This is a genomic window from Caulobacter sp. DWR3-1-2, from assembly GCF_049896225.1.
Classification (GTDB): Bacteria; Pseudomonadota; Alphaproteobacteria; order Caulobacterales; family Caulobacteraceae; genus Caulobacter.
This window is the reverse complement of the sequence record NZ_JAFCTW010000008.1, coordinates 33,817-46,148: the sequence shown is the minus strand read 5'-3', so window position 1 is coordinate 46,148 and position 12,332 is coordinate 33,817. Positions and strand designations below refer to the sequence as shown.

Here is a 12,332-nt window from a genome sequence, read left to right as displayed (position 1 = left end):
TCCGGGCACTGGTTTGGCGCTCTCGAGGAGACTTCCGCATGGCGACCGGCGTTGTGAAATGGTTCAACGGCACCAAGGGCTTTGGCTTCATCCAACCCGATGACGGCGGCAAGGATGTGTTCGTTCACATCAGCGCCGTCGAGCGCGCGGGGCTGCGCAGCCTTGATGAGGGCCAGAAGGTAAGCTTCGACAGCGCCGAGGAGCGCGGAAAGATCGCCGCCAACAATCTGAAGCCGCTTTAGGCGCAGCTTCTTCCTCTGTGGGGCCCTGTGGGGGAGGTGTCGGCGAAGCCAACGGAGGGGGGAGTGTGCGGAAGGCCGCCCAGCCCGGATCAACCCTCCTAAAACTCCTCCCACCGGTCGCTTCGCGACCGCTTCCCCCACGGGGCCCCACGGCGAGGACCTTTGGGGCGCTCGTCTGCTACAAAGGCTGCATGATCATCGATCCGCGCCTGCTCGAACCGATCGCCGACCGCGCCTGGCCGGCCCGCGAAACTGCCGCCTTGGGCGGGTGGCGGCTGAAGGCTTCGGATGGCTGGTCGCGGCGCATCAACGCCTGCTGGCCATTGGACGAGCCCGGCCGACCCGCCGACGAGGCGATCGACGCGGTCGAGGCCTTCTACGCGGCGCGCGGCGCGCCGGCCTGTTTCAAGCTGGCGGACGGGGCGGCGGTCCCCGCCAATCTCGCCGAGCACCTGACGGCCCGGGGCTACCGGCCCGCCCACGAGACCCTGGTGATGACGGGCGCCACGACGGGCGATGCGGACGAAGCCGTGACTCTCTCCGCCACCCCAGATCCAGCCTTCGAGGCGGTGTTCCTGGCGAGCGCGGCCGGCAACACCGCCGAGGCCCGCGAGCGGCTGGACGCCCTGGGCCGTATCCCCGCCCCGGCCTTCTTCGGCCGGATGGACATCGACGGCCAGACCGCCGCCCTGGGCGCCGCGGCGGTCGAGGGCGATTGGGCCGGGATCTTCGGCATGCGCACCTTGCCTGGCCACCGCCGCAAGGGCCTGGCGCGGCGGATTCTGGGCGCGCTGCTGGACATGGCCGAGGGACAGGGCGCCCGGCGGGCCTACCTCCAGGTCGAGGCCGATAATGCCCCGGCTATCGCGCTGTACAGCGGGCTGGGGTTCGCTCCGGCCTATTGTTATCGGTATTGGGCGGTGGGGGCGTGAGCGGGCTAGAGCGCGTTCGCTTCACATTGAAGCGTCACCCCTAAACTCCTTTTTATCCGGCCTTCGCCGGGATGAAAGGATCAAAAGGCAACGGTTCAGTCTCAAGCAAACCCACTCTAGCGGGTTCCTAACCCTGAGCCACCGACCGCTCCTTCATGTGCTTGACCATGCCGATGGCGGCCAAGGCGTAGTGCAGCGACGCCCAGGCATAGAAGCACAGAGAGACGATGATCCCCTGCTTGCTGGAATGGGCCAGGGTGGTGTTGCATAGCTTGGCCAGTTCGACGGACGAGCCCTTGGGGGCGACGCCGCCTGGGCAGGTCGCCGCGAAGTTGGCGGCGTCGGCATGGCGGCCGAACGAGGCCAGCACGGTGTCGATCAGGCCGCCAGCGTCGGGCGTATTGAAATTGTGCTGCGCCAGATGGTCGATCAGCCAGCCGGTAAACACCGGCCCGCCACCCAGGGCGATCAGGTTGAGGAAGAAGAACAGCAAGGCCGTGGCGGTGGCCCGGCGGCGCGGCTCGACCGAGTTCTGGACGACGCCGAAGGTCGGGGCCAGATACACATAGTGGAAGATGCCGGGGATCAGCAGGATCAGGGCGGTGGTCTGCCAGTCGGTCTGCAGATAGGCGGTAATGTAGATCGGGGTGGCGATCAGCAAGCCTATGGCCGGGACCAGGGCGTACCACTTGGCGCTGCGCCGTCCCGCCCAGTCGCCGAGGAAGCCGCCGACCAGGGTGCCGATGCCGGCCGAAAAGCCCGCGACCACCCCGGTGATCAGACCGACCTGGGCATAGCCGAGATGGAACTCACGGACGAAATAGGAGGGCACGAAGGCGCCCGAGCCGTAGGAGCCGAACGAGGCGATGGTGACGCCCAGCATCATGTTCAGCACGGGCCATTTGCCGAACAGTGTCTTCATCACCGCCCAGATCTCGCGAAACTCATTGGCGAGCGAGAAGGCCGGCTTGGGCGGCTCGACCACCACATCCTCGGCTTCGAGCGGATGCTCCTTGGCCTCGGAGTGGCCGCGGGGCGGCTCCTTGACCACCAGCTTGACGATGACCGCCAGGATGATGCCGGGCAGGCCGACGATGACGAAGGCCACGCGCCAGCTGAACTCCTGGGCCAGCCAGCCGCCGATGATCGCCCCGAACATCGTGCCCAGGGGAATGCCGAACGAGTAGATCGACAGCGCCGAGGCGCGCTGCTTGGGCGCATAATAGTCGCTGATCAGCGAGTGGCTTGGGGGCGAGCAACCCGCCTCGCCGACCCCGACCCCGAATCTATAGAGAGCCAATTGGGCGAAACTGCCGGCGCTGCCGCACAGGGCGGTGAAGCCCGACCAGACGACCAGCGAGATCGAGATGATGCTGACCCGGTTCCAGCGCTCCGCCAGCCGGGCGATCGGGATGCCGAGCAGCGTGTAGAGCAGGGCGAAATAGAGGCCGCCAAGTAGGCCGAGTTGGGTGTCGGTGAGCTTGAGATCGACCTTGATGGCCTGGCCGATGGTGGCGATAATCGTGCGGTCGATGAAGTTGAAGGTGTAGGTGGCCAGCAGCAGCCCCAGAACCGTGGCCTTGTAGCCATTCGAGTACAGCGGTTTGCCGCTGCTCGGCGCATTCGCCTGAGCCATCCTGGGCCTCTCCCTTCAAACACTTGTTCTAATCGTTGCGCCGACCATAGACGTAAGGGAAGCGCCAAGGCCAGAGGGGAAATCGCGGTCATTCCAGACGTGGAGATGAACGCTCGACAACAAAGACGCTGATGCCGGTTCAGGCGCGGCGGTTTTCAATGGACCTCATGGCCGCGACAGACGGTCGTCTTCGAGGCCACGTCATGCATCCCTCCGCGCAACGCCCGTCGACGCCTTGGCGCTCGGCCCAGATTGTTTCCGTCGAGGCGCTCAACCGCGCCCGTTCGCTACGGACCGTGGCCGCCGACCCCGGTGCGCCGAACGAGACCTATCCCTGGGCCTATGCTTTTCCGCGGCCCCAAGCCGCTTCTCCAGCCTGTCAGGCCACAAGTCAAAGACCCTAGATATCCTGGCGTTGTCGGCCAGCGGCAGGCGCGCTAAGCCCAGACGCTCGCCTGTCTGACCTCAAGGAGACCGCCATGGAAATCGTCATCGGCACCAAGAGGTGGTCCAGCTGGTCGCTGCGCCCCTGGCTGGCGCTCAAGCACACGGGCGCCACCTTCACCGAGACCCTGGTCGAGCTGCGCCATGCCGAGACCTCCGAGGCCGAACTCGCCAAGCACTCACCCACCAGCCTGGTGCCGGTGGTCAAGGACGGCGACCTGGTGGTCTGGGACTCGCTGGCGATCTGCGAATACCTGCACGAGACCTATCCGGAGGCCTTGCTGTGGCCTGCCGATCCGGCCCTGCGGGCCATCGGCCGCGCGGCGGCGGCCGAAATGCATTCGGGCTTCTCGGCCCTGCGCGGCGAATGCCCGATGGAGCTGGAAACCCGCAAGGTCTTGGACATCTCTCCGGCCACCCAGGCCGACGTCCGCAAGATCGTCCTGCGCTGGAACCAGCTGCTGGAGCGCTCGGGCGGACCGTTCCTGCTGGGCAAATGGTCGATCGCCGACGCCTTTTACACGCCGGTGGCGACGCGCTTCCGCACCTACGGGATCAGGCTGTCCGACCACGGCGACACAGGCGCCGCCGAGGCCTATTGCGAACGCTTGCTGCAAACTCCGGAATACCTTGCCTGGAAAGCCGACGCCCTGGCCTAGGAGCGTTCATCCTCGATGGTGGTCGGGCGATAGGAGGGATGCCGCCCCGGTCGCCGCTCGACCTCGCGCTCCAGAGCCACGACGTTGACCAGCACGCCATCCGGATCGAGGAGCGGGAACACCTCGATCGAACAGAGATAGGCCCCGCCGGATTTTCGGTAATTGACCAGGGTGGTGGCGCGGCGCTCACCGGCTCGCAAAGCGCGCGCCATTAGCTTTCGCGCCGCCAGACTAGGGCCTCGACCCTGAAAAATTCGCGGATCTTTTCCCACGATTTCGTCCCGGTTAAAGCCGGTCATGCGCTCGAACGTTGTATTGACGTAGAGGATGTGAGGGCCGGGCGGACCGAGCATCTCGTCGGTCAGCACAACACCGGTATCCAGGTCATCCCCGAAGACCGCGATCAGGTCACGCTAAAGACATACGATATTCCGGGGGTTTAGCTCGGAGCGATTTGTGCGCGCACGGAGCGTTTTCGTATCCGAATCCCAAATTCACCCCTCGTTACCGCGAAAGGCCGAGTTGACAGCTTAAATATAGGCGTCGTGGCTCACTTTGGAGTTGTGACCCCGGATGATTTTCTAATTAGGGAATCGTTAGGGGTCTTCATGGCTAGAAGCCGAAAAGCCGCATTGGCCGGAGGCGAAAAACGATGTTTTCAAATCGCAAGCAAACCAAGGTCGCCGCTGAACGCGTGTTGGAGCTCGAAGCGCAGCTCGCGGCGATGGATCGGTCGCAGGCGGTGATCGAGTTTCGGCTTGATGGCACGATCATCCGGGCCAATGCCAACTTCCTCCACGCCATCGGCTACGCCGCCGATGAGATCGAAGGCCGCCACCACAGCCTGTTCGTATCGCCAGGCGAGGCCGCGAGCGCCGAGTACCAGGAATTCTGGCGGCAGCTTAATCGCGGCGAATTCATCGCCGCCAGGTTCATGCGGATCGGCAAGGGTGGCAAGGAAATCTGGATTCAGGCGTCCTACAATCCCGTGCTCGACACATCCGGCAAGCCTTACAAGGTCATCAAGTTCGCCACTGACGTCACCGAGATCGAGCTGGAAAGAACGCGCGGCGAGACCGCGCGCCGTCAGGTGGACGACGAACAGGGCGCCGTGGTTTCGGCTCTCGCCGACAGCCTCAGACGTCTGGCCGACGGCGACCTGACCGCAGGCATCCGAGTGCAGTTCGAGGGGCGGTACCAGCAGATCAAGGATGACTTCAACGCCGCTATCGACAGCCTGCGCGTCGCCATGGGTGCTATCGCCTCCGCGACCGGCGGGCTCCAGGCCGGGTCGGACGAAATCGCCAGCGCTTCGGATGACCTATCGCGCCGTACCGAGCAGCAGGCCGCATCGCTCGAAGAGACCGCCGCCGCCTTGGATGAGCTGACCGCCACGGTCCGCCGCAGCGCCGAGGGGGCCAAGGAGGCCTCGACGGCGGCCAGCGGCGCCCGCCGGGACGCGGCTCGTTCAGGCGAAGTCATGCGCGACGCGGTGGCCGCCATGGGCGAGATCGAGCAGAGTTCCGGCCAGATCACCCAGATCATCGGCGTGATCGACGAGATCGCTTTCCAGACCAACCTGCTGGCCCTGAACGCCGGGGTCGAGGCGGCTCGGGCCGGTGACGCGGGTCGTGGCTTTGCCGTCGTCGCTCAGGAAGTGCGCGCCCTGGCCCAGCGTTCAGCCGAGGCCGCCAAGGAGATCAAGACCCTGATCGCCAGCAGCACCGCCCAGGTGGCGCGCGGCGTGCAATTGGTCGGCGACACGGGCGAGGCCTTGAACGGCATCGTGGGCAAGGTCACCCAGATTGACACCCTGATCTCCGAGATCGCCCAGTCATCGCAAGAGCAGGCCACGGGCCTGAACCAGGTAAACGCCGCCATCAATCAAATGGACCAGGTGACCCAGCAGAACGCGGCCATGGTCGAAGAGGCGACGGCCGCGGCCTCGAACCTGCGCTCCGAAGCCTCGGAACTGGCGCGACTGGTAGCGCGCTTCGAGACGGGCCAGGAACAGGTCCAATCGCGTCTCTCGAACACGCGGGCGCGCGCCGCCTAGGTCGGGAACATCGCGAAATAGGGCTGGGCCTTCTCGATCACCCGCGAGGCCGAAGGACGGACCAGCAAGCGGTCGAGATAACCGCTGGTGTTCGGATGGGCCGGAGCCAGTGGCGCCACCCTGTCGGCATAGAACAGTGCCGTGGCGGCGGCGCAGTCGGCTAGTCCGAAAACCTCGCCCGCCGCCCAAGGCCGATCCGCCAGGCGCGCCTCGATCAGGTCATAGGCCATCGCCAACTGAGCGGGAGCTTGGGCCACGCAGTAGGAATCCTTGGCGACAGCCGGCCTGATCTGGTCGCCGACGATCTTCTGCATCGGCTCCTGGACATAGAGGTCGAACAGGCGATCCATCAGGCGCACGTCCAGCGCGGCCTCTGCCCCGCCGGGGATGAAGCGGACCGGACCCGGAGACCAGGTCTGTAGATATTCGATGATGACCGGCGTCTCCCGCACAGTCTGATCCCGCGCGTCGTCACGCAGCAAAGGCATCTTGCTGGTCGGCCACAGCGCCTGGAACGCCGCTGTCTCGGCCGGGCCACTTAGATCAACGATTTTTGCCTCGAACGGCGTGTCGTTCTCATAGAACGCGATCAGAACCTTCCAGCAGCAAGAGGCCAGCGGCTGCATGTGCAGGGTCAGGGACATGGGAGGTCTCTCTGCTGAGGCCTTGACCTCACCATTTGCCAAGCCCGGCACAAAGCGGCGGAAGGCGAAATCTGCTGCTTTGCGTTTCGAACGAAAAGCGCCCCGGACCAGGTCCGGGGCGCTCGATGCAGGCGTGACTCGCCCCGGAAAGGGGAGAAGAAAAGGCGGCGAGTCGCCCGTCTCTAGAACCGCGTGGACAGGGTGACGAAACCCTGGATCGGCGGGATGGGGAAGGTGCTGTAGCTGCCAGCCGGTTGCGAGACGGTGACGTTCAGGTCGCCCTCCTCGTCGGTCAGGTTGGTGACGTTGCCGCTCAGCTTCAGGCCCTTCACCGGCCAGCTGGCCGGGGTCTCAAAGTCATAGCTGACCTGCAGGCTGTACAGCATGTAGCTGTTGACCTTCAGGTCGTTGGTGTAAGTGGCGAAGCGGTCGCCGACGAAGTCGCCGATCACCTGGATTTCAAAATTGCCGAAATTGCCGGTGGCCACGAACTTGTTTAGCCATTCGGGGCTGCCGGGCACCTTCTTGTCGGCGATGTGCACGACGGTCGGGGTGATGACGCCGCCAATCGTGGTCGAGCCGCTGGTGTAGTCGTCCTGATAGACCGAGCGGTTGTACGAAAGCGCGTTGTAGAACGAGAAGTGTTCGCCGATGTGCAGGGTGGCGGCCACGTCGACGCCGTCGGTCTTGACGCTGCCCACGTTCTGGACGATCGCCGCGCCGCCGATGATCGAAATCGCGGCCGCCGAAGGGGCCACGCCCAGCAGGCGGTTGCTGAAGTCGGTGTGATAAACGCTCACTTGGCCGTCGATCGCGGTGAACGGGCCGAACGCGATCTCGCGCTTGCCCCGTAGGCCGGCCTCGTAGGTCCAGGCGGTCTCCGGGTCGGCGCTCTTCTTGAACTGGTCGAACGCCGCCTGGCTGCCCAGGCTGAACGGCGACAGGCCGCCACCACCATAGGTCTGGAAGTGGCGCAGGTTCTTCTGGATGTTGACGAACAACTCGTCGCCCGTCGAAGCGGTCCACACCGCGCCGATCTGGGGCAGGAACCATTCCTTGGTCTTGATGTTGCCGACCGGCAGGCCGATCGAGTTGACCAGCGAACCGACGATGGGCTGCACCGCCACCGCGCCGGTCGCGTCCTGCACGCTGCTCTTGAAGCCGCCCTGCAACACCAGGTTCTCGCGGATGCGCCACTGATCCTGGACGTGGAACTGGTAGACCTTGTTGTCGATCTCGCTGCCGTACTGGGTGATCAGCCAGCCGGTGGGCACGTCATAGGGCGAGGTCGGATGGTTGACGTCGAACGGGTACCAGCGGCGATAGGCCGACGACTTGTTGTGCTCGTACCAGAACCCGGCCTCGATCTGGTGCTCGCCGAACGTGGCGTTCAGGGTCGAGATGCTGCCCACGCGGTCGATCTGGTACTCGGTGGTGCGGGTGGCGAAACCCGAATTACCAAACACCTTCTTCAGGTCTTGGCCCGGGAAGTAGAAGTTGAACAGGTTCGGCAGGCCCGCCACCCGGATCGGGCCGGCGACGATGCCGCGGCCGTGGTCGTCATGATAGTAGACTTGGTTCGACCAGGTGACGTTGTCGCTCAGCTTGGCGTCATACTTGATGTAGGTGAGATAGTCTTTGCGCTGGGCGGCGCTGAAATAGTTGCGATAGTTGTCGCCCTGCGAAGCGGGATAGTTGCCGGCTGCGTCCAGATAAGCCAGGGCGGCGGCGAAGTCCGGATAAAGGAACGGGCGGGTATAGGGCTGGTAGGCGTCCGTCGGCCGATTTGCGCGACTGGGGAAATAGCGGGTGGTGCCGTCCTCGTTCGGTTCGATCTTGTCCGAATAGGACAGGTAGAAGGTCAGCTTGCCGTGCTCGCCGTCGTTCACGTATTTCAGGTTGGCCTGGTCGCCGCCCTGCTTGCCGTTGAAGTCCCAGGCGCGAGCTTTCTGATGGGCGTAGGCGAGATAGAGGCTGTTGTTCCCGCCGAACGCGCCCGTGTCGAGGCGCACGAAGGTGCGGCTGGTGTCGTAGCTGCCCAGCGTCTGGTTGAACTGTCCGCCGAATTCGGCGCGCGGGTCGTTGCTGAAGGTCTCGATCGCGCCGCCCAGGTTGCTGGTCGAGGCGGTGCCCAGCGCGCCGGCGCCTGACGACAGGATGACCTTGCCGACCACTTCGCTAATCACCGCGCGCTGCGGCGACAGGCCGTTGTAGTTGCCGTAGCTCTGGTCGCCCAGCGGCACGCCGTCGAGCGTGTAGCCCAACTGTTGACCGTTGAATCCATGGATGAACAACGAGGTGTTCTGCTCGTTGTTGCCCCAGGGATCGGCGGTGACATACATCACCCCCGGCAGGGTCTGGATGGCTTTCATTGGCGACAGGCCTGGCAGGATCTTCTGCATTTCCGAACCAGATAGCTGCACGGCCGAGCGGGTGGTCGATAGGCTGGTGACCAGCACCTGCTCGACGGCGTTGATGTCGTTGGGCTCCGCGGCCGGCGCGGTTGCTGCGGTTTCGGCGGCGTTGGCGGCGGTAACCAGCGTTAACGTACCCAACGCGCAGGCGGCCAGCAGCGCTTTCCGATTGAAAATCTTGGACATGGAACCCCTCCAGAGTCGTCCGATTGCGGACGCGTGTTGGAGGGGGTGTTAGGCGAAGGTTGCGACACTTCGGCGTGAATTTGGCCAAGGGTTTGTGACGGAGCTTCACCTCGCCGCAGAATGGGCCTTTTTCCAGGTGGCATAGGCCTCAAGCGCCTTTTTCGGGCTGGCATTGGACCAGGAATAGCCGTTGCGCCGCTCGAGAGTTAGCTCATTGACGCTGGCGACGAATGCGATAACGCTCAGCGCAGGTAGGGTGCGACCCTGGCCCGCAGCAAGCTCACCAGCGCGGAATCCATGAAGGCGTAGTCATCTGGAATATCGAGGCAAACCAGCCACGCCTTCAGCTGGCGCTTGAAGCGCTTGGCCAGCTTGTTGCGATGGGCTTGCTCCATCACGAAGATCACGTCCGCCCAGGCCGCCAGCTCACCCGTCAGTGGGTTTTCGGCGTCATTATTGGTGCCGGCCGAATCGACTTCCAGGTCCGGCCAGGTCGAGAACACCTGCTCGGCCGTGGGGCTGCGCAGCTTGTTCTGGCTGCAGACGAACAGCACCTTCTTCAAGCCCGGATCACGCCGCCGCGAAGTCGCGCAGGGACGACAGACCGCCCTGGTTGATCGGCAGCACGAAGCTGACCGTGGTGCCCTCGCCCGGGGCGCTGGTCATTTCCAGCGAGCCGTCGTGCATCTCGACCAGCGACTTGGTCAGGGCCAGGCCCAGGCCAGTACCTTGGGTGGTCTTGGCGTGTTGGCTCTCGACCTGCTCGAACGGCTTGGCCAGGCGGGCCAGATCCTCGGCGGCGATACCAATGCCGGTGTCGATAACGGAGACGCGGACGCGCTCGCCCAGCGGATCACGGCGCATCTCGGCCCGTACGGTGACACGGCCGGCGCGGGGCGTGAACTTGATGGCGTTGGACAGCAGGTTTAGCAGCACCTGCTTGACCGCGCGGTAGTCGGCCTCGACCTCGGGGAGGGCCGGGAAGTCGATCTCCAGCTGCAGGCCGGCGGCCTCGGCGCGATTGCGCACCAGGCGCACGGCGTCCTCGGTGACGTCCTCCAGGCTCAGCGGCTCAAATTTCAGGTTCATCTTGCCGGCCTCGATCTTCGACATGTCGAGGATGTCGTTGATCAGGGCCAGCAGATGCTGGCCGGAATTGTGGATATCGAGGCTGTAGCCCTTGTAACGGGCGTCGCCGAGCTTGCCGAACATCTCGTTCATCATGATCTCGGAGAAGCCGTTGATGGCGTTCAGCGGCGTCCGCAACTCGTGGCTCATATTGGCCAGGAACTCGCTCTTGGCCTTGTTGGCGCCCTCGGCCTTGACCTTCTCCATCTCGTACTTGCGGGCCAGCTCGGCCAGCTGCTCCTGGCTGCGCTCAAGGCCTGTCACGGCGTATTGGAGCTGCTCCTCATTCAGGCGGCGGGCTTCTTCCTGGTTCTTGATGGCGGTGATGTCGGCGGCGGTCATCACCAGGCCGCCTTCAGCCGTGCGGCGCTCGCTGATCTGTATCCAGCGGCCGTCGTTCAGCTCGGCCTCGCGCACGCCCTTGGCGCCGTCCGGGGCGGGTTGGTCGTGCTTGATGGCCAGGGCGGCGAAGCGGTTGACCTCGCTGCGCGGGGCCCCAGGCTTGAGCAGCTTGGGCTCGAGGTTGAAGACGTTGCGATAGTTACGGTTGCACATCAGCAGCCGGCCCTGGCGGTCCCACAGCACGAAGGCTTCAGACACGCTCTCAATGGCGTCGCGCAGGCGGTTCTCGGCGGCTTGAGCACGGGCCTGGGCCAGACGCTCCTCGGTGACATCGAGCGCCACGCCGATGATCCGCGAATAGCCGTCCTCGCCGGGCTTGCCAAAGCCCTGGCCGCGGGCGTCGACCCAGATCGAGCGACCTCCGTCGCGACCCGGCACCCGGAACGATACGTCGAAGGCGCCGTACATGGCGGCATTGGCGAGGGCCTGGCGAAGCTTGTCGCGATGGTCGACCGACACGCGGTCCAGCAGCTCCTGTCCGCCCACCACGCCGCCGCCGCCCCAGCCGAACATCGCGCCGGTGACGTCGGACATGAACACCTGGTCGGCGCCCAGCTCCCATTCCCAAATGCCGCAGCGGGCGGCTTCCACGGCGAGGCGGAAGCGCTGCTCGCTGTCGACAAACTCCTTCTGCGCGGTCTCGACCCGGCGGCTCTGCAGCATCAACATCAGGGCCAAAGCGATGCCAACGGCCAGCGGGGCCAGCAGCGAGAACGCGCCTTGCATCACCTGGCGATCAACATTGGCCACGGTGCGCGATTGAGCGCTGGCGGCGGCCAACAGAGCGCCTTGGGCCAGAGGCTGCACCGCGACATCCAGCGCCTGGCCATCGGCGGACTGGCCGCGCAGGGCGGAGGCGCTGTCGCTGACGTCCTCGACCGATAGGGAGAAGGCCTCGCGCAAGTTGGCGGCGCCCTGGATGGGTCGGCCGGAGGAGGCCAAGATCCGGCCGTCGGCCAGCATCAGGGCGCTGGCCGCGCCCTTGGGGGGGGCGGCGATCAGGCGCGAAGGATCGCTGGAGGCGATTACGAAGCCGCGCCCGCCCCCGACGGGCGTCGCGACGGCCACATAGAGCCTGCCGGAGGTCGGCGCGCCGATCCAGACATTACGGCCCGATGCAGCGGCGGCGCGGGCGGCGACCATCCAGTCGGCTGACGGGTCGCGACCGGCAACCGCCAGGGGGGCGGTGGAGCCGACCACCGCCACTGCCATGGCCTCGCCGCCGGCGGCGCGCAGAGCGGTCTCGGCCGCGTCCATGGGAGCGCTAGGGTCACGCTGCAGCAAATCGGCGGCGGCCGACAAGCCGGCGCGCTGAGCGGCGAGATTGGTTTCGACGGCGCCAGCCACCAGCTTGGCCTGGGCGGCCAGCGGCGCGCCGCCGGGTGGAATACTGGCTTCCTGCTTGAGGCGGTTGACGCCAAAGGCGGTGTAGACGGCCAGCAGCAACAGGGCGGCAAGGATCGCCACCCGCACATAGGCCTGCGAAGGCGATTGCGCGGCGCGCTGACGGGCCGCGCCCGCCGCCGACAGACTGGCTCCCGCCAACCTCCCGGTCCTCGCCCCACCACGCTCCAACGCCCGATGCTCCC

Annotated in this window: 10 protein-coding genes; 4 read left to right on the top strand and 6 right to left on the bottom strand. The window is 65.4% G+C overall.

All coding sequences use genetic code 11. The annotated features are described in order from the left end of the window. Positions 1-38 precede the first annotated feature (38 nt). Positions 39-242, top strand: a complete 204-nt coding sequence (locus ACP696_RS12775; RefSeq protein ID WP_426013564.1) for a cold-shock protein — start codon at positions 39-41, stop codon at positions 240-242. Between the two features lie 191 nt (positions 243-433). Next, entirely contained in the window at positions 434-1,174 is a 741-nt protein-coding gene (locus tag ACP696_RS12770; protein ID WP_426013562.1) for a GNAT family N-acetyltransferase, read from the top strand. 127 nt (positions 1,175-1,301) lie between these two features. Here the strand turns inward: ACP696_RS12770 and ACP696_RS12765 are convergent, their stop codons facing one another. Beyond that, positions 1,302-2,810, bottom strand: coding sequence for an MFS transporter (locus tag ACP696_RS12765; protein ID WP_426013560.1), 1,509 nt, complete (start codon positions 2,808-2,810; stop codon positions 1,302-1,304). A gap of 479 nt (positions 2,811-3,289) precedes the next feature. Here ACP696_RS12765 and ACP696_RS12760 point away from each other — a divergent pair, with 479 nt between their 5' ends. Next, positions 3,290-3,913 carry a glutathione S-transferase family protein gene (locus ACP696_RS12760; RefSeq protein ID WP_426013559.1) on the top strand — a complete coding sequence of 208 codons (624 nt, stop codon included), beginning with the start codon at positions 3,290-3,292 and terminating at the stop codon, positions 3,911-3,913. Here the strand turns inward: ACP696_RS12760 and ACP696_RS12755 are convergent. Then, positions 3,910-4,296, bottom strand: a complete 387-nt coding sequence (locus tag ACP696_RS12755) for a PAS domain-containing protein (protein ID WP_426013800.1) — start codon at positions 4,294-4,296, stop codon at positions 3,910-3,912. The two genes, ACP696_RS12760 and ACP696_RS12755, sit on opposite strands and share 4 nt — an antisense overlap. Positions 4,297-4,565: 269 nt before the next feature. Between ACP696_RS12755 and ACP696_RS12750 the strand changes: the two genes are divergently transcribed. Further along, positions 4,566-5,969: a methyl-accepting chemotaxis protein gene (locus ACP696_RS12750; RefSeq protein WP_426013557.1), complete on the top strand. Its 1,404-nt coding sequence runs from the start codon at positions 4,566-4,568 to the stop codon at positions 5,967-5,969. Here the strand turns inward: ACP696_RS12750 and ACP696_RS12745 are convergent. The 4 genes from ACP696_RS12745 to ACP696_RS12730 form a co-directional block, all read right to left on the bottom strand. Next, complete coding sequence (locus tag ACP696_RS12745; protein WP_426013556.1) at positions 5,966-6,613, bottom strand: glutathione S-transferase family protein; 648 nt, start codon at positions 6,611-6,613, stop codon at positions 5,966-5,968. The two genes, ACP696_RS12750 and ACP696_RS12745, sit on opposite strands and share 4 nt — an antisense overlap. Before the next feature lie 182 nt (positions 6,614-6,795). Continuing rightward, a complete protein-coding gene (locus ACP696_RS12740; RefSeq protein ID WP_426013555.1) occupies positions 6,796-9,213 on the bottom strand; it encodes a TonB-dependent receptor in 2,418 nt (805 codons plus the stop codon). Positions 9,214-9,455: 242 nt separating this feature from the next. Next, positions 9,456-9,767, bottom strand: coding sequence for a low molecular weight protein tyrosine phosphatase family protein (locus tag ACP696_RS12735; RefSeq protein WP_426013798.1), 312 nt, complete (start codon positions 9,765-9,767; stop codon positions 9,456-9,458). 16 nt (positions 9,768-9,783) lie between these two features. Then, entirely contained in the window at positions 9,784-12,318 is a 2,535-nt protein-coding gene (locus ACP696_RS12730; RefSeq protein WP_426013554.1) for an ATP-binding protein, read from the bottom strand. Positions 12,319-12,332 lie beyond the last annotated feature (14 nt).

What these genes read in the sequence shown, in the direction of transcription:
- ACP696_RS12760 (WP_426013559.1), top strand. Translation starts at nt 3,290, where the DNA reads ATGGAAATCGTCATCGGCACCAAGAGGTGGTCCAGCTGGTCGCTGCGC.
- ACP696_RS12770 (WP_426013562.1), top strand. Translation starts at nt 434, where the DNA reads ATGATCATCGATCCGCGCCTGCTCGAACCGATCGCCGACCGCGCCTGG.
- ACP696_RS12775 (WP_426013564.1), top strand. Translation starts at nt 39, where the DNA reads ATGGCGACCGGCGTTGTGAAATGGTTCAACGGCACCAAGGGCTTTGGC.
- ACP696_RS12750 (WP_426013557.1), top strand. Translation starts at nt 4,566, where the DNA reads ATGTTTTCAAATCGCAAGCAAACCAAGGTCGCCGCTGAACGCGTGTTG.
- ACP696_RS12740 (WP_426013555.1), bottom strand. Translation starts at nt 9,213, where the DNA reads ATGTCCAAGATTTTCAATCGGAAAGCGCTGCTGGCCGCCTGCGCGTTG.
- ACP696_RS12745 (WP_426013556.1), bottom strand. Translation starts at nt 6,613, where the DNA reads ATGTCCCTGACCCTGCACATGCAGCCGCTGGCCTCTTGCTGCTGGAAG.
- ACP696_RS12765 (WP_426013560.1), bottom strand. Translation starts at nt 2,810, where the DNA reads ATGGCTCAGGCGAATGCGCCGAGCAGCGGCAAACCGCTGTACTCGAAT.